General features: G+C 73.0%; 8 protein-coding genes and 1 pseudogene. All 9 read right to left on the reverse strand.

Going from position 1 to position 25459, the window contains the following annotated elements:
- On the reverse strand, positions 1 to 947 hold a 947-nt coding region (locus tag ACIQVI_RS29245; RefSeq protein ID WP_403601250.1), incomplete at its 3' end, for an acyl-CoA carboxylase subunit beta.
- Between the two features lie 3 nt (positions 948 to 950).
- Positions 951 to 1664: a 4'-phosphopantetheinyl transferase gene (locus tag ACIQVI_RS29250; protein WP_403601253.1), complete on the reverse strand. Its 714-nt coding sequence runs from the start codon at positions 1662 to 1664 to the stop codon at positions 951 to 953.
- Positions 1661 to 2605, reverse strand: coding sequence for a metallophosphoesterase family protein (locus ACIQVI_RS29255; RefSeq protein WP_403601256.1), 945 nt, complete (start codon positions 2603 to 2605; stop codon positions 1661 to 1663). The genes ACIQVI_RS29250 and ACIQVI_RS29255 overlap by 4 nt, the downstream gene beginning before the upstream one ends.
- A 12-nt stretch (positions 2606 to 2617) precedes the next feature.
- Entirely contained in the window at positions 2618 to 3397 is a 780-nt protein-coding gene (locus ACIQVI_RS29260; RefSeq protein WP_403601259.1) for a thioesterase II family protein, read from the reverse strand.
- A gap of 60 nt (positions 3398 to 3457) precedes the next feature.
- Positions 3458 to 3820: a nuclear transport factor 2 family protein gene (locus tag ACIQVI_RS29265; protein ID WP_403601262.1), complete on the reverse strand. Its 363-nt coding sequence runs from the start codon at positions 3818 to 3820 to the stop codon at positions 3458 to 3460.
- An 85-nt stretch (positions 3821 to 3905) separates the two neighbouring features.
- Entirely contained in the window at positions 3906 to 5126 is a 1221-nt protein-coding gene (locus tag ACIQVI_RS29270) for a cytochrome P450 (protein WP_403601265.1), read from the reverse strand.
- 29 nt (positions 5127 to 5155) lie between these two features.
- The gene (locus ACIQVI_RS29275; RefSeq protein ID WP_403601638.1) at positions 5156 to 8941 is read right to left on the reverse strand and encodes a type I polyketide synthase; all 3786 of its coding nucleotides are present in this window, start codon (positions 8939 to 8941) and stop codon (positions 5156 to 5158) included.
- Between the two features lie 47 nt (positions 8942 to 8988).
- Positions 8989 to 14475, reverse strand: a pseudogene (locus ACIQVI_RS29280) (type I polyketide synthase); the annotation flags it as partial.
- A 124-nt stretch (positions 14476 to 14599) separates the two neighbouring features.
- Entirely contained in the window at positions 14600 to 25420 is a 10821-nt protein-coding gene (locus tag ACIQVI_RS29285) for an SDR family NAD(P)-dependent oxidoreductase (RefSeq protein ID WP_403601640.1), read from the reverse strand.
- Positions 25421 to 25459: the final 39 nt, after the last annotated feature.

Raw genomic sequence — 25459 nt, forward strand, 5'->3', positions numbered from 1 at the left:
CGGGCCCAGCGCTCGTGGACCTCCAGGTAGTCGCCGTCGTCGACGAGCTCCTCGATCACCTTGTGCATGTCGTACGGCCGGTTGCCGTCCGCCGGGACCAGGTCGAGGAGGACCTCGGAGCGGCGGTCGGCCGGGTCCTCGCACGGGGCGGCCGGGGGGTTTTCCCGGTTGTTCTGCGGGAGCATCGCCAGGAGGTAGCGGACCTCGGCGATGCAGGTCTCCTCGTCGTCGTACGCGAAATGCGCCACCCCGCTCGTCCCGGCGTGCACGTCCGCACCCCCCAGGCCGTTCTGGGTGATCTCCTCGCCGGTGACCGCCTTGACGACGTCGGGGCCGGTGATGAACATCTGCGAGGTCTCACGGACCATGAACACGAAGTCCGTCAGGGCGGGGCTGTAGGCCGCACCACCCGCGCACGGGCCGAGCATCACCGAGATCTGCGGGATGACACCCGAGGCGCGGGTGTTGCGCTGGAAGATCCCGCCATAGCCCGCGAGCGCGGACACACCCTCCTGGATGCGGGCGCCGGCGCCGTCGTTGAGGGAGACCAGGGGGGCGCCGGCCGCGATGGCCATGTCCATGATCTTGTGGATCTTCGTCGCGTGCGCCTCACCGAGGGCGCCGCCGAAGATCCGGAAGTCGTGCGCGTAGACGAAGACCGTGCGGCCCTCGACGGTGCCCCAGCCGGTGATGACGCCGTCGGTGTAGGGCTTCTTCGCCTCCAGGCCGAAGCCCTGCGCCCGGTGCCGGCGCAGCTGCTCGACCTCGTTGAACGAACCAGGGTCGAGGAGCAGCTCGATGCGCTCGCGGGCGGTCAGCTTGCCCTTGGCGTGCTGCGCCTCGGTCGCGCGCTCACTCGGGCCCGCCAGGGCCCGCTCGCGCAGGACGTGCAGCTCGGCCACCCGGCCACGGGCATCGGCGGGCTCGGCCCGATCGGACTGCGACATCTCTCAACTGCTCCTCGTCGATGGGGACATGGTGGACGCGTCCGGAGGTGTGGAAGCGGCCGGGAGGGCGATCGCGGTGAGTACGAGGCCCTGCCGGACCGCCCAGTTGCCGCTGAAGCCGGTGAGCCGCCGTCCGTCCGGGGTCACCGGGCCGGGGACCAGCAGCCGGGCGTGGAACGTGCGGGCCTCCGCGTCGACGGTGATCAGGGCGTCCTCGAACTCCAGCCAGCGCCCGGTGATCGGGAACCAGGCCTTGTAGACGCTCTCCTTGGCGCTGAAGACGAGCCGGTCCCAGTTCACCCCGGGGTGCCGGGCGGCCATGCGCGACAGCCAGTGCCGTTCCTCCGGGACGGTGACCAGTTCCAGCGTTCCGGTGCTGGGGAGCGGCCGGTTGGGCTCCGCGTCGATGCCGAGGGCCGTCACCTCCCCGGCGTGCGCGACCGCCGCCGCCCGGTAGCCCGCGCAGTGCGTCATGCTGCCCACGACTCCCCCGGGCCAGCCGGGCGCGCCGCGCGGGCCGGGCAGTATCGGTGCGGGCGGCACGCCGAGCCGGGCGAGCGCCTCGCGGGCGCAGCCTCGTACGGTCGTGAACTCCTTGCGGCGCTCGGCCGTGCTTCCGGCCACGAGCGCCTTCTCCTGCTCGTACAGGACCGACTCCGGCAGGTCGCCGAAGGCCTCTTCGACCTCGACGGACGCGGGCAGCAGCTCCTTGATCACGGGCCCTCCGTCCCCGTCGCGGTTTCCGCCGCGGTCCCCGCCGCGGTCCCCGCCGCGGTCCCTGTCGCCGGGAGGATGCGGACCGGGCGGCCCGGCGGGGTGGTGCGCCGGCGCCATTCCCGGGGATAGCCGAGCGACACCTCCTCGAACGGAACTCCGTCCAGCGTGAGGGTGCGGGGGATGTGCAGATGGCCGTAGACGACCGCCGCCGCGTGGAACCTGCGGTGCCAGTCCGCGGTCGCCTCGGTGCCGCACCACAGCGCGAACTCGGGGTGCCACAGCACCTCGGTGGGCTTGCGGACCAGCGGGAAGTGGTTGACCAGCACCGTCCGGGTGCCGGGCGGCAGCGCGGCCAGCCGGGCCTCGGTGAGCGCGAGCCGGGCCCTGCACCACTCCTCGCGGCTGGGGTACGGGTCGGGGTGGAGCAGGAACTCGTCGGTGCACACCACCCCGGCCTCCTCCGCGCGGGCGAGCGCGACCTCCTTGGAGGTCACCCCGGGCGGCCGGAAGGTGTAGTCGTACAGCAGGAACAGCGGGGCGATCGTGACCGGCCCGCCCTCACCTTCCCAGACGGGGTACGGGTCCTCGGGGGTGACGACGCCGAGCGAGCGGCACAGCTCCACCAGGTGCCGGTAGCGCCGTTCGCCGCGCAGTTGCACGGGGTCCTCGCGGGGCGTCCACAGTTCGTGGTTGCCCGGCGCCCAGACGACTTTGGCGAACCGGTCGGCGAGGAGCGTCAGCGCCCACTCGATCTCTTCCACGATCTCGCCGACGTCGCCCGCGACGAGCAGCCAGTCCCGGTCCGACTCGGGCCTGAGCTCCTCCACGATCCGCCGGTTCTCGGCGTAGTGGATGTGGAGGTCGCTCAGGGCCACCAGGGAGCCGGACCGGGTCGACCGCCCGGTGGGGGGTGGCGCGGCACCGCGCGTCTCGTATGCCATGGCGGGTCTTCGTCACCCCGCCACGGGGAGCGAGGAGGCGGGGAGGGCGGCGATCCGCTCCCGGAGGGCGGCGAGGACGGCGGCCTGCTCCCGCACGAGGTAGAAGTGGCCGCCGGGCAGGACCTCCAGGGCGAAGCCGGCGGTGGTGTGCCGTTCCCAGCCGCGGACCTCGTCGACGTCGACCCGGGGGTCGCTGTCGCCGACGAGGGCGAGGACGGGGCAGTCGAGCGGGGCGGTGCCGTCGGCGAGGCGGTAGGTCTCGACGGCCCGGTAGTCGCCGCGGATCGCGGGCAGGATCATGCGCAGGATCTCGTCGTCGCCCAGGAGCCCGGCGTCGGTGCCGCTGAGGTCCTTGAGCTCCGCCACCAGACCCTCGTCGGACCGCCGGTGCACCGCGTCGTCGCGGTACAGGTGCGGGGCGCGGCGGCCGGAGGCGACCAGGGAGGCCGGTCCGGTCCCGCGGGCCCGGAGGCGGTGGGCGACCTCGAAGGCCACCAACGCGCCCATGCTGTGCCCGAAGAGGACGATCGGGCGGTCGTCGGCGCGGGCCGCCAGGTCGTCCGCGATCCGGTCGGCCAGCTCGCCGATGTCCGTGACGACCGGTTCGGTCCGGCGGTCCTGGCGCCCGGGGTACTGGGCGACGAAGACGTCGGCGCCGGGCGCGAGGGCCCGGGAGACGGGGAAGTAGAAGCTGGCCGAGCCTCCGGCGTGCGGGAAGCACACGAGCCGGACGGCGGCGTCCGGTGCCGGATGGAAGTTCCGTATCCAGAGGTCTTCGGTCTGTGCGGTCATGGGTTCCTCAGGGCCTTTCACACGGTTCGGCGGACGCGCTCGCACGGAGCGCCGCGGGCTTCACGCCTTGCGGAAGACGTCCTTCACGGCGATCTTTCCGTCGCGGATGGTGAAGATGTCGACGGCGCGGTCGAGTACCTTTCCCTCGGGGGAATTGACGGTGAATTCGAGGACGACCTTGTCGGCGGCCTCGATCGGTTCACCGTATTCCAGCGTGATGCCCTTGGCCTCGTATTCCTTGCGGAGGCCGATGATCTTCCCGAGGAACCCGGGGATCTCGTCCCGGGAGTACGTCGTGCCCGGCTCCGGGCCCTCCGCCATGATCCAGCGGCCGTCGTCGGCGAAGCAGTCCGACGCGGCCTCGATGTCGTCCCGCAGACCGGCCTCGAAGAACCGGTTCACGACGTCCTTGCCAGCACCCATTCCGATACACCTCTCCTTGTTGTCGTACTCGTTGCCGTACTCGTTGTCGTACTCGTTGTCGTGCTCGTTGCTTTCGGCCGTCCGGTCAGCTCAGGCGGACCGGCAGTTTCTCCAGGCCGCGGAACTGGGCCGTGTAACGCCATTCCAGGGATTCCGGATCGACGGCCAGTTCCCACGTCGGAAAGCGTTCCAGGAGCTTCCGGAAGACGATCTCGCCCTCCAGGCGCGCGAGCGGCGCCCCGAGGCAGTGGTGGACGCCGTGCCCGAACGACAGGTGGGCGTGGGCGCCGGACCGGGTCACGTCCAGCCGGTTCGGCTCGGCGAACCGGGCCGGGTCGCGGTTCGCCGACATCAGGGCGATGAAGACGATCTCGTTCTCCGGGATGGTGACCCCGCCGACCTCCACCGGGCCGGTGGTGAAGCGGATCGTCGACACGTTGAGCGGGCTCTCGTACCGCAGGAACTCCTCGACCGCGCCCGGCACCAGCGTGGGGTCGGCGCGCAGCACGTCCCGCTGTCCGGGGTGGGTGAGCAGGGCGAGGACGCCGCTGCTGATCATGTTGGCGGTCGTCTCGTACCCGGCGTTCATCACCAGGAAGACCGTCGACATGAGTTCCGTGTCGGTGAGGCGGACGCCGTCGTCGTCCGCCTCGATGAGCGCGGAGATCATGTCGTCGCCCGGGGAGGCGCGCTTCTCCTGGATGAGCTGCGCGAGGTACGCGAACGCCTGCCCGATCGCCTTCTGCTTCTCCTCGGCGGAGATGTCGACGCTCGCCAGCGCCCCGCTCCAGGTCTTGAAGTCGTCGAACCGCTCCTCGGGGACGCCGAGGAGGTTGCCGATCACGTAGATGGGCAGGGCGAGGGCGATGTCGTCGACGAGGTCGAACTCCCGGCCGGGGCGGACGCCGTCGAGGAGCGCGTCCGTCGTGCGCTCGATCCAGGGGCGCATCTTCTCCACGCGGCGCATGGTGAAGGCCCTGCCGATGAGCTTGCGCAGCCGGGTGTGCTCGGGCGGGTCGCTGAACAACATGCTGCGGGGGTGTTCCGGTGCGGAGTACTCCGGGTCGAGCGACCGGGCGTTCACGATCGCCGGCAGGTTCACCGCGTCCTTCGAGAGCCGCGGATCGGCGAGCAGGGCGCGGCCGTTGTCGTAGTCGGTGACCACCCACGCGTCGAGTTCGGTGGCGAGGGTCTTCACGACGTGCCGGCCCACGACGCCGGACTCCCGCAGCTTCTCGTACGTGGAGTAGGGGTCCTGGACGAAGCTCCAGCTCAGCAGGTCGGCGCCGGACGACGAGGTCGACAAGAGAGGGTCCTTTCGGTGGGGGCTCGTGTTCATGAGTGGTCGGCCAGCCAGTCGTCGAGGGCCTTGGCGGTCGTCGGGGCGCATTCCTCGACGACGGAGAGGTGGCTGCCGGGCGTCACCACCTCGGTGTGCGGCAGCGGCCAGCCGGCCCGTGCACCGGCGAGCGGCGTCGTGCCGGGATCCAGCAGGAAGTCCGCCGCCCGCACGACGAGGGTCGGCGTCGCCGTGCGGTCCGGGGTCCAGTCCTCGAACAGGGTCAGGTACCGGCCCATCGCCATCAGTTTCGCGTCGTCCACCGTCCCGACCACCTCCGGCCGGTCGGCCAGCTCGCGGAACAGCGTGCTCTGGAGTTCGGCGGTCTCCCGGTCCCCGGGCAGGTACGTGTCGATCAGTACGAGCCCCGAGGGCGCCGGGCCGCCGTCCGCCTCCAGGGCCCGGGTCACGGCGTGCGCGAGCCAGCCGCCGGAGGAGTAGCCGACGAGCACGTACGGCCGTCCGCCGGTGGCGCGGCGCACCGCGTCGACCTGCGCGCGCACGGCGTCCGCCGGGGTGTCGGGCAGCCGCGCCGGACCGTCCTCGTAACCGGGGAGCGTCAGGGCCCGTACGCCGCGCCGGCCCCGGAACTCGGCGCCGAGCCGCGCGTACTGCAACGGGCTGGCGGGGGCGACGAAGGACGGCAGACACAGCAACTCCGGTACGGTCCCGCCGCCTTCGCCTTCGCCGTCGCCTTCGGAGAACCGGACGGGTTCGCGCGGGGCGCCCGCGACGGGGCCGGGGGCGGCGGAGTCGTGCAGGCGCGACGCGGCGGCGAGGAACCGCAGCCCCTCGGCTGCCCGGCCCGCCAGGCAGGCCCGGCGGAACATCTCCACGAGCGGGGCGTCGACCGGTGCCGGAGCCGTGCCGGTACGGGCCTCCGGAACCTTCACGGTTGTCCCGCCGGCCAGGTGGACCGCCAGCGCCTCCACGCTCGGGTGGTCGAAGACGTCGGCGGCGCTCAGCCGCAGCCCGGACGCCGTACGGAGGCGGTCGCGCAACTCGGCGGCCGTGATGGAGTTGAAGCCCAGCTCCGTGAACGTCTGCCGGTCACCGAGCGTGTCCCGCTCGGTGTGCCCGAGCACGGCGGCCGCCTCCACGCGGACCAGCTCTCGGAGGGCGACGAGCCGCTCGGGACCGGTGAGTTCCCCGAACTCCGGCCGCGCCGCCTCTTCGACCGCGCTCTCCCTGTCCTTACGCCGCCCGTCCGACGTGACGTCGGGCCAGTAGCGCCGACGCTGGAAGGCGTAGGTGGGGAGGTCGACGGGGCGGGCGCCGGAGCCTTCGTAGTACGCCTTCCAGTCGACGGAGGCGCCGTTGACGAAGAGGCGCGCGAGAGCGGTGACGAGCTGCTGCGGCTCGGGACGGTCCCTGCGCAGGGCGGGGACGCCTCCGGCCAGGACGGACAGGACGGCGTCGGGGCCGAGTTCGAGGAGATCGTCTACACCTTGGGCCTCGACGGTGCGGATGGCGTCGGCAAAGCGGACGGGGCGGCGGACGTGTTCGACCCAGTAGTCGACCGACTGGAGTTCTTCGGCCGTGGCGGTCTTGCCGGTGACGGTGGAGACGATCGGGATACGAGGCGTACTGAACGACAACCCGGCCACCACGGCGCGGAAGTCCTCCAGCATCGGGTCCATCAGGGGCGAGTGGAAGGCGTGGCTGACCGTGAGCTGCTTGAACTTCACGCCCAGGGACTGCGCGATCTCCAGGACATCGGCCTCGGCGCCTGCGATGACGACGGATTCCGGGCCGTTGACGGCGGCGATACCGACGGTCGCCTCGCGGCCCGCCAGCAGCGGCAGAATCTTTTCCTCGGAGGCCTGGACAGCCACCATCGCGCCGCCGACGGGGAGCGCCTGCATCAGGCGACCCCGGGCCGACACCAGCGTGCAGGCGTCCTCCAGGGACAGAACCCCGGCCACGTGAGCAGCGGCGATCTCACCGATCGAGTGCCCGGTCAGCACCTCCGGCTTCACACCCCAGGACTCCACCAGCCGGTAGAGAGCAACCTCCAGGGCAAAGAGGGCCGGCTGTGTGTTGCCCGTCTCGTCCAGACCCTCGCCCGAGAAGATGATCTCGCGGAGGCCTTCGTCCAAGTGCGACAGGACCTCATCAAAGGCCTTGGCGAAGGCGGGGAAGGCTTCGTACAGCTCCTTGCCCATCCCGGCCCGCTGAGCCCCCTGGCCCGTGAACATCACGCCCACCCGGCCAGAACCAGCCACGCCCTCCACGGTCTCGTCCTCGATGACGACTGCCCGGTGCTCGAACACCGACCGCGACGACACCAGCGACGCACCCACATCCACCGGGCGGGCATCGGTACCGGCCGCGAAGGTACGGACCCTCTCCAGCTGGCCCCGCAGCGCGTCCGTCGTACGGCCGGAGATCACCCACGGCACCACCGCAGGAGCCACGCCCCCGGCCGGTACGGCCTCGGGTTCCGGTGCCTGCTCCAGTACGACGTGCGCGTTCGTCCCGCTGATGCCGAAGGCGGAGACGCCCGCCCGGCGCGGGTGGTCCGTCTCGGGCCACGCGCGCGCCTCCGTGAGGAGTTCGACGCCGCCCCTCGACCAGTCGACCTCGGGTGAGCGCTCCTCGGCGTGGAGGGTCTTCGGCAGGACGCCGTGGCGCATGGCCTCGACCATCTTGATGACGCCCGCGACGCCGGCCGCCGCCTGGGTGTGGCCCAGGTTGGACTTCACCGAGCCGAGCCACAGGGGCCGTCCGGCGGGGCGTTCCTTGCCGTAGGTGGCGAGCAGGGCGTCCGCCTCGATCGGGTCGCCCAGGGGGGTGCCGGTGCCGTGGGCCTCGACGGCGTCGATGTCGGCCGGGGTGAGGCGGGCGTTCTCCAGGGCCTGGCGGATGACGCGCCGCTGGGAGGGGCCGTTGGGGGCCGTGAGGCCGTTGGACGCGCCGTCCTGGTTGACCGCCGTGCCCCGGACGACCGCGAGGACCTGATGGCCGTTGCGGCGCGCGTCGGACAGGCGTTCCACGAGCACCATGCCGACGCCCTCGCCCCAGCCCACCCCGTCCGCGTCGGCGGAGAACGCCTTGCAGCGGCCGTCCGGGGCGAGGCCGCGCTGCCGGCTGAACTCGATGTAGCCGGACGGCGTCGACATGACGGTCACCCCGGCCGCGAGGGCCATCGAGCACTCCCCCGCCCGCAGCGCCTGCACGGCCAGGTGCAGGGCGACGAGCGACGAGGAGCAGGCCGTGTCGAGGGTGACGGCGGGGCCGGTCAGGCCCAGGGTGTAGGAGATCCGGCCGGAAGCGACGCTGGCCGCGTTGCCGGTGATCAGGAGCCCTTCGACCTCCTTGGGCGGATCGGTGAGCAGCAGCGGGTAGTCCTGCCCGTTGCCGCCGACGAACACGCCGGTCCTGCTCCCGTGCAGCGACACCGGGTCGATGCCGGCGCGTTCGACGGTCTCCCAGGCGACCTCCAGGAGCAGCCGCTGCTGGGGGTCCATCGCCAGGGCCTCGCGCGGCGAGACGCGGAAGAAGGGGGCGTCGAACTCGTCTCCGTCGTACAGGAACCCGCCTTCGCGGGCGTACGCGGTGCCGGAGGCGGCCGGGTCCGGGTCGTACAGGTCCTCGGGCCAGCCGCGGTCGTCGGGGAGGGGGCCGATCGCGTCCGTGCCGTCGGCGACGAGCCGCCACAGGTCCTCGGGGGAGGCCACGCCGCCGGGGAAGCGGCAGGCCATGCCGACGATGGCGACCGGTTCGAGGGAGGCGGCGATCAGCTGCTGGTTCTGCTGCCGCAGCCGCTCCACCTCCTTCAGGGAGGAGCGGAGCGCGGCGACGAACTGTTCGTTGGAAGACGTGCTCATCATGACCTCTCCGTGCCGGTCGCCAGCAGCAGCAGGCTCTCGGCGTCCATGTCGTCGATCGCTCCGATCGCGTCGGCCGCTCCGGTCCCGTCGCCCGCGTCGCCCGGTCCGGCGGCACCGGCGCCGCCCGTGGCGTCGGCCGGTGTCGCGGCGGGGTCGGGGGCGGCCAGGCCGAGCAGGGCGTCGAGCAGGCCGGCCCGGCGGATCCGGTCGAGCGGGATGGACGCCAGCACCTCGCGCAGTCGCCTGTCGTGCGGGTCGTCGGTGTCGTCGCCCGCCGCCCCGCCGCCACCGCCGAGCTGCGGCAGGAGTTCCGTCCGCAGGTGCGCGGCGACCGCGGCCGGGGTGGGGTGGTCGAAGACCAGGGCGGCGGGGAGCCGCAGTCCGGTGGTGGCGTTGAGGCGGTTGCGCAGTTCGATGGAGGTCAGGGAGTCGAAGCCGAGGTCCTTGAACGCGCGGTCCGCGGCGACGTTGTCCGTGCCCGCGTGGCCGAGGACGCGGGCCACCTGGGCGCGTACGAGCGCGGTCAGTTCGCGTTCCTGGTCCCCGGCGGGCAGTCCGGCGAGCCGTCGGGTCAGCGCATCCGCGCCTTCCCGGTCGGTGCCGTCCGCCGCGCTGCGCCGCCCGGTCGCCGGTACGAGGGCGCGCAGGACGGCGGGCAGTTCGTCGGTGCGGCGCCGGGAGAGCACCGCCGTGTCGAACGGCGCCGGTACGAGCAGCGGGCGCCCCTCGTGGCCGGTGACGGCGGCGTCGAACAGCGCGAGGCCCTGCTCCGGCGCGAGCGGCACGACGCCGCTGCGGCGCAGGCGGGTGAGGTCGGCCTCGTCCAGTTCGCCCGCCAGTCCCGCGGCGGCTCCGCCCCAGGCTCCCCACGCGAGGGACAGGGCGGGCAGGCCCCGGGCGGTGCGGTGCTCGGCGAGGGCGTCCAGGAAGGCGTTGGCCGCCGCGTAGTTGCCCTGGCCCGCGCCGCCGAGGAGCCCGGACACCGAGGAGTAGAGCACGAAGGCGCGCAGGTCCGGGGCGAGTTCGCGCGTCAGCTCGTGGAGGTTCCAGGCCGCGTCGACCTTGGGCCGCAGGACGGCGTCCAGCCGGTCCGGGGTGAGCGAGGCCAGGACGCCGTCGTCGGTCACGCCGGCGGTGTGCACGACGGCGGTGACCGGGTGTTCGGCCGGAACGCCGGTGAGCAGCGCGGCCAGCGCGTCGCGGTCGGCCGCGTCGCAGGCCGCCACCGTGACGGCGGCGCCCAGGCCGGTCAGCTCGGCCGCGAGCTCTTCGGCGCCGGGGGCGGCGGGGCCGCGGCGGCTGGTCAGGAGGAGGTGGCGCACGCCGTGCTCGGTGACCAGGTGGCGGGCGAGCAGACCGCCCAGGGCGCCGGTCGCACCGGTGATCAGGACCGTGCCGTCGGGGTCGAAGGGGGACGGCTGGTCGGGGGCGGGTACGGGTGTGGTCGCGGGGGCGGGTGCGGTCGTGGCGCTTCCGGAGGTCGTGCGCACGAGGCGCGGGACGAGCATTTCGCCCCCGCGTACGGCGAGTTGGGGCTCGCCGGTGGCGACGGCCGCCGCCAGGACGTCGTGCGGCTGCTCCGCGTCGGTGTCGATCAGGACGAAGCGACCGGGGTTCTCCGTCTGGGCGGTCCGCAGCAGGCCTCGTGCGGCGGCGGCCGCAGGGCCGCCCCGTACGACGGCAACGAGCTTCGACCCGGCGAACCGGTCGCCGGCCAGCCAGCCCTGGACAAGACGCAACGCCTGGTGCGCCGCGTGCCGGACGGCATCGGGTGTGCCGGGCGTGTCAGGCGTGTCGGACGGCTCGGATGCCGGGGGGTACGTGAGGGGGGCGAGGACGACCGGCGGGGTCGCGACGGTGCCGTCCTCCAGGGCCCGGGCCAGCGTGGCCAGGCCCTCGGCGGGCTCGGCGTCCGTCTCCAGCGTGAACCAGTCGGAAGGTGTTGCCTGTGTGGTCGGTGTGGTCGGGGCGGGCAGCCAGTCCAGTCGGAAGAGCCCCCGGCCGGACCGGAGCCGCGTGTCGGCCACGTCCTCGGCGCGTACGGTCTGCCAGGTCAGGCGGTCGACGGAGGCGACGGGTGCGCCCGTGCCGTCGGCGACGCGGACGGCCGGGGTGCCGCTGTCGGCGGACGCCGCCAGCCGCACCCGCAGGACGGACGCGCCCGTCGCGTACAGGCTCAGGCCGGACCAGGTGTGCGGGACGGTCACCTCGCCCTCGGCGCTCGCGCCGGCCGCCCCCGTGAGGAGGGCGGCCTGCACGACGGCGTCGAGGAGCGCGGGGTGGAGGGCGAACCGGTCGGCCTCGGTGCGCTGTTCGTCGTCCAGGGCGACCTCGGCGTACACCTCCCCGTCGCGCTGCCACACCTTGCGCAGGCCCTGGAAGACGGGGCCGTAGCCGTGCCCCTGCTCCTGGAGCCGCGCGTACGCGTCCTCGACGTCGACCTCGGTCGCCCCCGCCGGGGGCCACGCGGACAGGTCTTCGGCGGTGGGGGCGGAGCCGGTGCCGAGGGTGCCGGCGGCGTGCCGGGTCCAGGCCTGGTCCTCGCCGTCGGGGCGCGCGTAGACGGCGAACTCGCTTCCCGTGACGGTGACCTGGAGCTGGACGGCCCCGTCTTCGGTGAGGACCAGCGGCGCGTCGAGCGTCAGCTCCTCAATCGTGTCGCGGCCGACGTGGTCACCGGCCCGGACGGCCAGCTCGACCAGGGCGGAGGCGGGCAGGACCGCCGAGCCCAGGACGGTGTGGTCAGCGAGCCACGGGTGCGTACGGAGCGACAGCCGGCCCGTGAGGACCACCCCGTCTCCCCCGGCCAGCTCGACGGCCGCACCCAGGAGCGGGTGCCCGGCCGAGGCCAGCCCGGCGGCCGCGACATCACCGGCGTCGGGGGCGGTGACCAGCCAGTAGCGCTCGTGCTGGAAGGCGTACGTGGGCAGGTCGACGGGACGGGCGCCGGAGCCCTCGTAGTACGCCTTCCAGTCAACCGGCACGCCGTTGACGAAGAGGCGCGCGAGGGCGGTGACGAGCTGCTGCGGTTCGGGACGGCCCTTACGGAGAGCCGGGATGCCGTTGGCCAGAGCGGACAGGACACCGTCCGGGCCGAGTTCGAGCAGAAGCTCGATGCCCCGCTGCTCCACGGTGTTGACGGCGTCGGCGAAACGGACGGGGCGGCGGACGTGCTGCACCCAGTAGTCGACCGACTGAAGCTCCTCGGCCGTGGCCGCCTGGCCCGTGACGGTGGAGATGATCGGGATACGAGGCTTGCTGAACGAGAGCCCGGCCACGACCTTGCGGAAGTCGTCCAGCATCGGGTCCATCAGGGGCGAGTGGAAGGCATGACTGACGGTGAGCTCCTTGAACTTCACCCCCAGCGTCTGGGCGATCTCCAGGACATCGGCCTCGACACCCGCGATGACGACGGATTCCGGGCCGTTGACGGCGGCGATACCGACGGTTGCCTCGCGGCCCGCCAGCAGCGGCAGAATCTTTTCCTCGGAGGTCTGGACGGCCACCATCGCGCCGCCGGCGGGGAGCGCCTGCATCAGACGGCCACGGGCGGAGACCAGTGCGCAGGCGTCCGCCAGAGACAGCACCCCCGCCACATGAGCAGCGGCGATCTCACCGATCGAGTGCCCGGTCAGGACCTCCGGCTTCACGCCCCAGGACTCGATCAGGCGGTAGAGAGCGACTTCCAGGGCGAAGAGCGCCGGCTGCGTGTTCCCGGTCTCGTCCAGACCCTCGCCCGAGAAGACGATCTCGCGGAGATCACCGTCCAGGTGCGACAGGACTTCGTCAAAAGCCTTGGCGAAGGTGGGGAAGGACTCGTACAACTCCCTTCCCATACCTGCCCGCTGAGCACCCTGGCCCGTGAACATCACGCCCACCCGACCAGAACCAGCCACGCCCTCGACCGTCTCGTCCCCGACGATCACCGCCCGGTGCTCGAACACCGACCGCGACAACACCAACGACGCACCCACATCCACGGGGCGAGCATCCGACTGGGCCGCGAAGGTACGGATCCGCTCGATCTGGTTCCGCAGCGCGCCCTCCGTACGGCCGGACACCACCCACGGCACCACCACCGGAGCCGCACCCTCCTCCAGTACGGCCTCGGCCTCCGGCGCCTGCTCCAGTACGACGTGCGCGTTCGTCCCGCTCACGCCGAACGACGACACCGCCGCGCGGCGCGGGCGGCCGGTCTCCGGCCAGGCGCGCGCTTCCGTCAACAGCTCGATCTCGCCCGCCGACCAGTCGACCTCGGGGGAACGCTCCTCGGCGTGGAGGGTCTTCGGGAGGACGCCGTGGCGCATCGCCTCGACCATCTTGATGACGCCGCCGACGCCGGCGGCGGCCTGCGTGTGGCCGATGTTGGACTTCAGCGAGCCGAGCCAGAGCGGGCCCCGGTCGCCGCGCTGGCGTCCGTACGTGGCGAGCAGGGCGTCCGCCTCGATCGGGTCACCGAGGCGCGTGCCCGTGCCGTGCGCCTCGACCACGTCGACGTCGGCCGGGGTGAGGTGGGCGTTCTCCAACGCCTGGCGGATGACCCGGCGCTGGGAGGGACCGTTGGGGGCCGTGAGGCCGTTGGAGGCGCCGTCCTGGTTGACGGCCGAGCCGCGCAGGACCGCGAGGATTTGGTGGCCGTTGCGCAGTGCGTCGGACAGGCGCTCCACGAGCACCATGCCGACGCCCTCGCCCCAGCCCACCCCGTCCGCGTCGGCGGAGAAGGACTTCGACCGGCCGTCGGGCGCCAGACCCCGCTGCCGGCTGAACTCCACGAAGGTGCTCGGGGTGTGCATGACCGCCACGCCGCCCGCGAGGGCCATCGAGCACTCCCCCGCCCGCAGCGCCTGGGCGGCCAGGTGGAGGGCCACGAGCGACGACGAGCACGCTGTGTCGACGGTGACCGTGGGGCCGGTCAGGCCGAAGGAGTAGGCGAGGCGGCCGGAGATGACGCTTCCGGCGTTGCCGGTCATCAGGACGCCTTCGAGCTCCTGCGGGATCTGGCGCACGGGCGGGGCGTAGTCGTAGTACATGACGCCCGCGAACACGCCGGTGTCGGTGCCGCGCACGGCGGCCGGGTCGATGCCGGCGCGCTCGAAGGTCTCCCACGTGGTTTCGAGCAGCAACCGCTGCTGCGGGTCCATGCCGAGCGCCTCGCGCGGCGAGATGCCGAAGAAGGCGGGGTCGAAGGCGTCGGCGTCGTGGAGGAAGCCGCCCTCGCGGGTGTAGCTCTTGCCCGTGCGGTCGGGGTCGGGGTCGTAGAGGTCCTCGTCCCAGCCTCGGCCGGTCGGGAAACGGGATATCGCGTCCGTGCCGTCGGCGACGAGCCGCCACAGGTCCTCGGGCGAGGCCACGCCGCCCGGGTAGCGGCAGGCCATGCCGACGATGGCGATCGGCTCGTCGCCCCGGGACTCCAGCTCCTGGATCCGCTGGCGGGCGCGCCGGAGGTCGGCGGTCACCCGCTTCAGGTAGTCGACGACCTTGTCCTGCGTACCTTGTTGGCTCTGCGTACCTTGCGGGCTCTGCGGGCTCTGCTGGCTTTCCTGCACCTGTGTCACTTCCTCTGCCGCGAGGGGCGAATACGTCGAAGTTTCCGAATATTCCGCGACCTCACGCGAGGTCGAACTCTTCGTCGATGAGATGGAGCAGCTCGTCCACGGTCGCCGTGTGGATGTCGTCCTCCGACGCTCCGGCCTGCTTCGCCGGTCCGGCGGACTCGCGCAGGCGCAGCAGGATCTTCTCCAGCCGCTCGGCGGCGGCCTCGTACTCTCCCGCGTGGTCGGAAGCCGACCCCGACGCGGCAAAGCTGGCCTCCAGCCGGTCGATCTCCTCGCCGAGGGTTCCCACGGGGGCCGTGCCGCCCAGGACGGGAATCTCCTCCGCGAGGTGTCCGGCGACGGCGGCCGGCGTCGGATAGTCGAAGACGAGCGTCGCCGGGAGGCGGAGACCGCTCATCGCGTTCAGCCTGTTGCGGAGTTCGACGGCGGACAGCGAGTCGAATCCCAGCTCGTTGAACGCGCGGTTCTGGTCCACCGCCTCGGGCCCCGCGTGGCCGAGGACGGCCGCGACCTCGACGCGTACGAGCTCCACCAGCGCCGCCCCGCGCTCGGCGGCGTCGAGTCCGGAGAGCCGCTGCGCCAGCGAGGTGCCGTCCGCGCCGCCGGTGGCCGTGCCGGTGGCGGCTCCGGCCGTTGCGGCGGAGCCGCGCCGGGGCGCCGCCCGTACGAGACCGCGCAGCAGCGGCGGCAGGCCGTCGCCGAGGGCGCGCAGGGCGGCGGTGTCGAAGCGTACGGGGGCCAGCAGGTTGCGGTCCTCGGCGACGGCGGTGTCGAACAGCGCCATCCCCTCGTCCTCGGACATGGGCGTCACTCCGCCCTTGGCGACGCGCTTGCGGTCGGCCTCGTCGAGGTGTCCGATCATCCCGTTGGCCTGGGCCCACAGGCCCCAGGCGAGCGAGGTGGCGGGCAGCCCGAGCGAACGCCGGTGCTGGGCCAGGGCGTTCAGGAACGCGTTGCCGGCGGCGTAGTTGGCCTGTCCGGGCGGGCCGAGGATGCCGGAGACGGAGGAGTAGAGCACGAAGGCGCGCAGGTCCGGGCCGAGTTCGCGCGTCAGCTCGTGCAGGTTCCACGCGGCGTTGACCTTGGGCCGCAGCACGGTGTCCAGCTGCTCGCCGGTCATCGACGCGACGATGCTGTCGTCGAGGACGCCGGCCGTGTGCACGACGCCGGTCAGCGGGTGCTCGGCCGGTACGGCGGCGATCACCTCGGCCAGGGCCGCGCGGTCGACCACGTCGCAGGCCGCCATCGTGACGCGGGCGCCCAGGCCGGTGAGCTCCGCCTCCAGTTCGGCCGCGCCGGGCGCCCGGTCGCCGCGCCGGCTGAGCAGGAGGAGGTGGCGCACGCCGTGCTCGGTGACCAGGTGGCGGGCGAGCAGCGCGCCGAGGCCGCCGGTCGCGCCCGTGATCAGCACCGTGCCGTCGCCGTCCCAGGGGGACTCCGCCGCCGGGGCGCCCACCTGCGTCCTGGCGAGGCGCGGGGTGAGGACCCGGCCGCCGCGGATCGCCAGCTCGTGCTCGCCGGTCGCGAGCGCGGCCGGGAGCAGCCGGGCCGGGGAGCCCGAAGCGCTCAGGTCGACTGGGTTGCCCAGGTCTGCGAGGGCGAACCGGCCGGGGTTCTCGGTCGCGGCCGAACGGAACAGGCCCCAGGCGCCGGAGAGCGCCAGGTTCTCCAGCCCGTCGCCGTCGTCGGCGGCCACGGCGTCACGGGCCACCAGGACCAGCCGCGAGGCGGCGAAACGGTCGTCGGCCACCCATGCCTGGACCAGCTCCAGGGCCCGGTGCGTGAGTGCGCGAGCGGTCTCGCCGAGGTCGCCGGCTTCGGAACCGGAGAGAGGTACGAGGACGACGGGGGGCACTGCGGTGCCCGCGTCGGCCGCCGCGCGGAGGGCGGCGAGGTGCTCGTATGAGGGGAGGGGGACACCGATCCCGGTGATCTCGGGGCTCTCGGCGCTTCCGGCGCTTCCGGTGCTTCCGGTGCTTCCGGTGCTTCCGGTGCTTCCGGTGCTTCCGGTGCCGAGAACGGCCCAGTGCGCCATGGCCGCCGCCGTCTCCTCCTCTCCGCTGAGGTCGTCGGAGAGCGGGAGGGGGGTCCAGTCGACCTGGAACAGCGACTCGTGGTGGGTGGCTCCCGCGCCGCGCAGCATCTCGGCGGAGACCTCGCGGGAGAGCAGGGTGCCCACCGTCGCGACGGGGGCGCCCGCCGGGTCGGTCATCACCAGCGAGACCTCGTCGAGCCCGGTCTCGGCCTTCGTACGGATCAGCCGTACGCGGAGCGCGGTGGCACCGGCACCGTGGACGGTGACGCGCGACCACGAGAACGGCAGGCCCGGCTGCCCGTCCGCCTCCGCGACGCCCGGCAGCAGGATGTGCAGGGACGCGTCGAGCAGGGCGGGGTGGAGGGCGAAGCGGGCCGCCTCGCCGTGCTGCTCCTCCGGCAGGGCGACCTCGGCGTACAGCTCGCCGTCCGCCGCCCGCCAGGCGCGGGCCAGGCCCTGGAACGCGGGCCCGTATCCGTAACCCCGCTCGTCCAGGCGTCCGTAGAGGTGGGTGAGGTCGATCTCCTCGGCCCCCGCCGGGGGCCACGCGGCCGGGCTTTCGGCCGTGGGAACGCCGCCGTCGGTCAGGGTGCCGGTGGCGTGCTGGATCCAGGGCTGCTCCTCGCCGTCGGAGCGCTCGGGACGGGAGTAGATCGCGAGTTCACGGCCCGTGACGGTGACCTGGAGCTGTACGGCCCCGTGCTCGGGGAGGACGAGCGGCGCGGCGAGCGTCAGCTCCTCGACCGTGTCGCAGCCGACCCGGTCACCCGCCTGCGTCGCCAGCTCCACGAACGCCGTACCCGGCAGCAACACCGTCCCGAACACCGCGTGATCCGCCAGCCACGGATGCGTCCGCAGCGACAGCCGGCCCGTCAGGACCGCGCCCTCGCCGTCCGCCAGCTCGACGGCCGCGCCCAGAAGCGGATGCTCGGCCGAAGCCAGCCCGGCGGACACGACGTCCCCCTTGTCGGCCGGAGGCAGAAGCCAGTAGCGCTCGTGCTGGAAGGCGTAGGTGGGCAGGTCGAGGCGGCGGGCGCCGGAACCTTCGTAGTACGCCTTCCAGTCGACCGGCACGCCGTTGACGAAGAGGCGCGCGAGGGCGGTGACGAGCTGCTGCGGTTCGGGACGGCCCTTGCGGAGAGCCGGGATGCCGTTGGCCAGGGCCGACAGGACGCCATCCGGGCCGAGTTCGAGGAGGTTGTCCACGCCTTGGGCTTCGATGGTCTGGAGGGCGTCGGCGAAACGCACCGGGCGGCGGACGTGCTGCACCCAGTACTCGACCGACTGAAGCTCCTCGGCGGTGGCCGTCCGGCCGGTGACGGTGGAGACGATCGGGATACGAGGCTGATGGAACGAAAGTCCAGCCACGACCGTGCGGAAGTCGTCCAGCATTGGCTCCATCAGGGGCGAGTGGAAGGCGTGGCTGACCGTGAGCTGCTTGAACTTCACACCCGACGCCTGGGCGATCTCCAGGACATCGGCCTCGACACCCGCGATGACGACGGACTCGGGGCCGTTGACGGCGGCGATACCGACGGTCGCCTCGCGGCCCGCCAGCAGCGGCAGAACCGTCTCCTCGGACGCCTGGACGGCCACCATCGCGCCACCGGAAGGAAGCGCCTGCATCAGACGCCCCCGGGCCGACACCAGCGTGCAGGCGTCCGCCAGAGACAGCACCCCCGCCACATGAGCAGCGGCGATCTCACCGATCGAGTGCCCGGTCAGGACCTCGGGGTTCACGCCCCAGGACTCGATCAGACGGTAGAGAGCGACTTCGAGCGCGAAGAGCGCCGGCTGCGTATTCCCCGTCTCGTCCAGACCCTCCCCGGTGAAGACGACCTCGCGAAGGCTGTAGTCCAGGTGCGACAGGACTTCGTCGAAGGCCTTGGCGAAGGCGGGGAAGGCTTCGTACAACTCCTTGCCCATACCGGCCCGCTGAGCCCCCTGGCCCGTGAACATCACGCCCACCCGACCAGAACCAGCCACACCCTCCACGGTCTCGTCCTCGATGACGACCGCCCGGTGCTCGAACACCGACCGCGACGAAACGAGCGACGCACCCACATCTACCGGGCGGGCATCGGTATCGGCCACGAAGGTACGGACCCTCTCCAACTGGCCCCGCAGCGCGCCCTCCGTACGGCCGGACACCACCCACGGCACCACCGCCGGAGCCACGCCCCCGTCCAGTACGGCCTCGGGTTCCGGTGCCTGCTCCAGTACGACGTGCGCGTTCGTCCCGCTCACGCCGAACGACGACACAGCCGCGCGACGCGGGCGGCCGGTCTCCGGCCAGGCGCGCGCTTCCGTCAGGAGTTCGATCTCGCCCGCCGACCAGTCGATCATCGGGGAGGGTTCGCCGACGTGGAGGGTCTTCGGGACGAGGCCGTGGCGCATCGCCATGACCATCTTGATCACGCCGGCCGCGCCGGCCGCGTGCTGGGTGTGGCCGATGTTCGACTTGAGGGAGCCGAGGAGCAGTGGCTGTCCTTCCGGCCGGTCCTGGCCGTACGTGGCGAGCAGGGCCTCCGCCTCGATCGGGTCACCCAGACGCGTGCCCGTACCGTGCGCCTCGACCACGTCCACGTCCGCCGCCGTCAGACGGGCACCGGCCAGCGCCTGGCGGATGACCCGCTGCTGGGAGGGGCCGTTCGGGGCCATGAGGCCGTTGGAGGCGCCGTCCTGGTTGACGGCCGTGCCCCGGACGACCGCCAGGACGTGGTGGCCGTTGCGGCGGGCGTCGGAGAGGCGTTCGACCAGGAGGACGCCGACGCCCTCGGCCCAGCCGGTGCCGTTCGCGTCGGCGGAGAAGGCCTTGCAGCGGCCGTCGGGCGCGAGGCCGCGCTGCCGGCTGAACTCCACGAACAGCGTGGGCGTGGACATCAGGAGCGCGCCGCCGGCCACCGCGAGGTCGCACTCGCCCGACCGCAGCGCCTGCGCCGCGAGGTGCAGCGAGACGAGCGACGACGAGCACGCCGTGTCGAGGGTGATCGCGGGTCCGGTCAGCCCGAGGTGGTAGGCGATGCGGCCGGAGGCGATGCTGTTGGCGCTGCCGGTCAGCAACTGGCCCTCGTAGCCCGGCACCTGGGCGAGGACGCCGCCGTGGTCCTGGCCGCTGACGCCGACGAACACGCCGGTCTGGCTGCCGCGCAGCGACACCGGGTCGATGCCGGCGCGCTCGATGCTCTCCCAGACGGTCTCCAGGAGCAGGCGCTGCTGCGGGTCCATGCCCAGCGCCTCGCGCGGCGAGATGCCGAAGAGGGCGGGGTCGAAGCGGTCGACTCCGTCGACGAAGCCGCCCTCGCGGGCGTAGCTCTTGCCCTTGGCCTCCGGGTCGGGGTCGTAGATGCCCTCGGTGTCCCAGCCCCGGTCGGTGGGGAAGCCGGTGATGGCGTCCGTGCCGTCGGCGACGAGCCGCCACAGGTCCTCGGGGGAGCCGACGCCGCCGGGCAGGCGGCAGGCCATGCCGACGATGGCGATCGGGTCGTCGTCCGTCCGCGTGCCGGAGTTCCCCGGAACGGCCGTGATCGTGGACTCCGTTTCGCTGCCCACGAGTTCGGTGTCCAGGTGGTGCGCGATGGCCGCCGGGGTCGGGTGGTCGAAGATCAGCGCGGCGGAGAGGCGCAGGCCGGTGGCCGCGTTGAGCTGGTTGCGCAGTTCGACGGCGGTGAGGGAGTCGAAGCCGAGCTCCTTGAAGGCGCGGTCCCGGTCGATGGCCTCGCGGTCGCTGTGTCCGAGAACGGCGGCGACATGGCCGCGTACGAGGTCGACGAGGACGCGTTCGCGTTCGGCCCCGGTCAGGGCGGCGAGCTGCTGGGCGAGCGTGGACGGGGCCGCCGTGCCCCCGGCCGCCGTGCCGCGCCGGGGCGCGACCCGTACCAGGCCCCGGAGCAGTGCGGGCAGGCCGCTGCCGAGGGAGCGCAGGGTGGCGAGGTCCAGGCGGGTGGGCAGGGCCCAGGCGAGTCCGGCGCGGACGACCGTGTCGAACAGCGCCATGCCGTCGTCCTCGGTCAGCGGCAGCATTCCGGCGCGGGCGATGCGGGTGACGTCGTTCTGCGAGAGGCTTTCGGTGATGCCGCCCGTCTGCGCCCACAGGCCCCAGGCGAGGGAGGTCGCGGGGAGTCCGGCGGCGCGGCGGTGCCGGGCCAGTTCGTCGAGGAAGGCGTTGGCGGCGGCGTAGTTGGCCTGGCCGGGGCCGCCGAAGGTGGCGGCGGAGGAGGAGTAGAGGACGAAGGCGGTCAGGCCGAGGTCCGCGGTGAGTTCGTGGAGGTTCCACGCCGCGTCGACCTTGGGCCGCAGGACGTTCTCCAGCTGCTCGGGGGTCAGGGTCGCGGCGATCGCGTCGTCGAGGACGCCTGCCGTGTGCACGACGCCGGTCAGCGGGTGTTCGGCCGGTACTGCGGCGAGTACGGCCGCCAGGGCCTCGCGGTCCGCGACGTCGCAGGCGGCGAAGGCGACGTGGGCGCCGAGCCCGGTGAGCTCCGTCTCCAGCTCGGCGGCGCCGGGCGCCCGGTCGCCGCGCCGGCTGACCAGGAGGAGGTGGCGCACACCGTGCTCGGTGACCAGGTGGCGGGCGAGCAGGGTGCCCAGGTCACCGGTCGCGCCGGTGACGAGGACCGTGCCGTCGGGCCCGAAGGGCGCCCGGAGGGGGGTCCGGTCGTCGGCCTGGTCGCGGGTCCGGTCGGGGGTCCGGGGGCGGGCCGGCTCGGTGTCCTGGGCCGGGACGCGGGCGAGACGGGGGGCGAAGGCGTCGGGGCCGCGCAGGGCCAGTTCCGGTTCGCCGGTGGCGAGGGCGGCGGTGAGAGCGGCGGTGAGCCGGTCCTGTGACGCCTCGGCCGTGTCGAGGTCCAGATCGAGGAGGACGAAACGGTCCGGGTTCTCGGTCTGTGCCGTACGAACCAGACCACGGACGCCCGCCAGGGCGGGGTCACCCGCTCCGAAGGGGTCGGTGGCGACCGCGTGGCGCGTCACGACGACGAGCTTCGAGTCGGCGAGCCGGTCGTCGGCCAGCCAGCCCTGGACCAGCTCCAGGGCGTGCAGCGTGGTGGCGCGCGTCCGCGCGGCCAGGTCGGTGCCGGCCGGGTCCCGCTCGGAGAGGAACGGCGCCAGGACGACGGACGGGACGGGGCCGCCCGCATCGAGGGCGGCACGGAACGCGGCCCAGTCGGTGTGGGCGTGCGCCCCGGACTCGATCCCGGTTCCGGTTCCGGTTCCCGTCGCGATCCCGGCCCCGGCGCCCGTCCCGGTCGCGGGCAGCAGCGGGGCGTCGGGCGCGTCGCCCAGGACCGCCCAGATGGGCTCCGCGTCGCCGGAAGGCTCCTGGGATGTGGCGGTCACCTTCGTCCAGTCGACCCGGAAGAGGGCGTCGCCGCCACCGCCCGCGCCGCGCAGCGCCTCGGCCGAAACGGCACGGGACAGCAGCGAGTCGACGGTGACCACGGGCGCGCCGGTGCCGTCGGCGGCGACGAGCGAGAGCGTGTCGGGGCCGCGCAGGGTCAGGCGGACGCGCAGTACGGAGGAGCCGGTGCTGTGCACGGTCACGCCCGACCAGGAGAACGGCAGACCGCCCTGCCGCTCGTCGTCGATGACACCGCGCAGCAGCGGGTGGAGCGCCGCGTCGAACAGCGCGGGGTGGAGGGCGAACAGACCGGCTTCGGTGCGCCGCTCGTCCGGCAGGGCGACCTCGGCGTACACCTCGCCGTCGCGCTGCCACACCTTGCGGAGGCCCTGGAAGGCGGGCCCGTAGCCGTGGCCCCGCTCCACGAGACGCTCGTAGGCGCCCTCGACGTCCACCTCGACGGCCCCGGCCGGCGGCCAGACCACCAGGCCCTCGGGGGTACGGGCGCCACCGGCCACCAGGGTGCCGGTGGCGTGCTGGGTCCACGGGTGCTCCTCGCCGTCGGAGCGGTCGGGGCGGTCGGAGCGGTCGGGGCGGGAGAAGACCGCGAGCTCACGGCGCCCGGAGTCGTCGGCCGCGCCGACGGTGAGCTGCAGCCGCACGGCGCCGCGCTCGGAGAGGACGAGCGGCGCGGCGAGCGTCAGCTCCTCGACCGTGTCGCAGCCGACCCGGTCACCGGCCTGCGTCGCCAGCTCCACGAACGCCGTACCCGGCAGCAGCACCGTGTCCAGGATGGCGTGGTCGGCCAGCCACGGGTGCGTCTGGAGCGACAGTCGCGCGGTCAGCACGAGCCCGTCGCCGTCCGCCAGCTCGACGGCGGCACCGAGCAGCGGGTGCCCGGCGGCGGAGAGCCCGGCCGAGGTGACGTCCCCGATGCCCTGGGCGGGGAGCAGCCAGTAGCGCTCGTGCTGGAAAGCGTAGGTGGGGAGGTCGACGGGGCGGGCGCCAGAACCTTCGTAGTACGCCTTCCAGTCGATGGCCACGCCGTTCACGAAGAGGCGAGCGAGGGCGGTGACGAGCTGCTGCGGCTCGGGACGTCCCTTGCGCAGGGCGGGGATGCCGTTGGCCAGAGCGGACAGGACGGCGTCGGGGCCGAGTTCGAGGAGGTTGTCGATGCCCTGGGCTTCGACGGTGCGGATCGCGTCGGCGAAGCGGACGGGGCGGCGGACGTGCTCGACCCAGTAGTCGACCGACTGGAGTTCCTCGGCCGTAGCCACCTGGCCGGTGACGGTGGAGACGATCGGGATACGAGGCGTACTGAACGACAACCCCGCCACCACGGCACGGAAATCGTCCAACATCGGGTCCATCAGGGGCGAGTGGAAAGCATGGCTGACCGTGAGCTGCTTGAACTTCACGCCCAACGCCTGCGCGATCTCCAGCACGACGGCCTCAACGCCCGCGATGACGACGGACTCGGGGCCATTGACGGCCGCGATACCGGCTTCGGCCTCACGCCCGGCCAGCAACGGCAGAACCGTCTCCTCCGACGCCTGCACGGCCACCATCGCGCCACCCGAAGGCAGGGCCTGCATCAGACGACCACGAGCCGACACCAGCTTGGAAGCATCCTCCAGAGACAACACCCCGGCCACGTGCGCGGCAGCGATCTCACCGATCGAGTGCCCGGTCAGCACCTCCGGCTTGACGCCCCAGGACTCGATCAGACGGTAGAGAGCGACTTCGAGAGCGAAGAGCGCCGGCTGCGTGTTCCCGGTCTCGTCCAGACCCTCACCCGAGAAAACGACCTCCCGGAGACCTTCATCCAGGTACGACAAGATCTCGTCAAAGGCCGCCGCGAAAGCGGGGAAGGACTCGTACAGCTCCTTGCCCATCCCGGCCCGCTGAGCCCCCTGACCGGTAAACATCACGCCCACACGACCCGACCCGACCACACCCTCCACGGTCTCGTCCCCGACGATCACCGCCCGGTGCTCGAACACCGACCGCGACGACACCAGCGACGCACCCACATCCACCGGACGGACATCCGACTCGGCCGCGAAAGTACGGACCCGCTCGATCTGGTCCCGCAGCGCACTCTCCGTACGACCGGACACCACCCACGGCACCACCGCAGGAACCGCACCCTCCCCCGGCACAACCGGGACCTCCGGCGCCTGCTCCAGCACCACGTGCGCGTTCGTCCCGCTGATCCCGAACGACGACACCGCCGCGCGGCGCGGGCGGTCCGCGTCCGGCCAGGGGCGCGCCTCCGTGAGGAGTTCCACCGCGCCCGCCGACCAGTCGACCTCGGGGGACGGTTCGCCCACGTGGAGGGTCTTCGGGACGACGCCGTGGCGCATCGCCATGACCATCTTGATGACGCCCGCGACACCGGCCGCCGCCTGCGTGTGGCCGATGTTCGACTTCACGGAGCCGAGGAGCAGCGGCTGTCCTTCCGGCCGCTCCTGGCCGTACGTGGCGAGCAGGGCGTCCGCCTCGATCGGGTCGCCGAGGCGCGTGCCCGTGCCGTGGGCCTCGACCACGTCCACGTCCGCCGCCGTCAGGCGGGAGTTCAGCAGGGCGTGGCGGATGACCCGGCGCTGGGAGGGGCCGTTGGGGGCCGTGAGGCCGTTGGAGGCGCCGTCCTGGTTGACGGCCGAGCCGCGCAGGACGGCGAGCACCTGGTGGCCGTTGCGCCGCGCGTCCGACAGGCGCTCGACCAGCAACATGCCGACGCCCTCGCCCCAGCCCACCCCGTCCGCGTCGGCGGAGAAGGACTTCGACCGGCCGTCGGGCGCCAGACCCCGCTGCCGGCTGAACTCGATGAAGGTGCCCGGCGTCGACATGACCGTCACGCCGCCCGCGAGGGCCATCGAGCACTCCCCCGTCCGCAGCGCCTGCGCCGCGAGGTGGAGGGCGACGAGCGAGGACGAGCACGCCGTGTCGACGGTGACGGCCGGGCCGGTCAGGCCGAGGTTGTAGGCGACGCGGCCGGAGGCGACGCTGCCCGCGCTGCCGGTGAGGATGTGTCCCTCGTAACCGTCGGGGATGTCACGCAGCCGCAGGCCGTAGTCGCCGTACATGACGCCGGTGAAGACGCCGACCGCGGATTCCCTGACGGTGGCGGGGTCGATGCCGGCGCGCTCGAAGGTCTCCCAGGCGATCTCCAGGAGCAGGCGCTGCTGGGCGTCGACGCCGAGCGCCTCGCGCGGGCTCATGTCGAAGAAGGCGGGGTCGAAGGCGTCGGCGTCGTGGAGGAAACCGCCCTCGCGGGCGTAGCTCCTGCCCTTGGCCTCCGGGTCCGGGTCGTACAGGTCCTCGGCCCAGCCGCGCCGGGTGGGGAACGGTGTGATGGCGTCCGTGCCACCCTCGACCAGGCGCCACAGGTCCTCGGGGGACGTGACGTCGCCGGGGTAGCGGCAGGCCATCCCCACGATGGCGATCGGTTCCTGGTTCTTCTCCTCGAGCTCCTGCAGCCGGTTGCGGGTCTGCACGAGGTCGGCAGTGACCTTCTTGAATACACCGAGGAGCTT

Origin of the sequence: Streptomyces sp. NPDC098101 (assembly GCF_044760185.1) — a bacterium.
GTDB lineage: Bacteria > Actinomycetota > Actinomycetes > Streptomycetales > Streptomycetaceae > Streptomyces.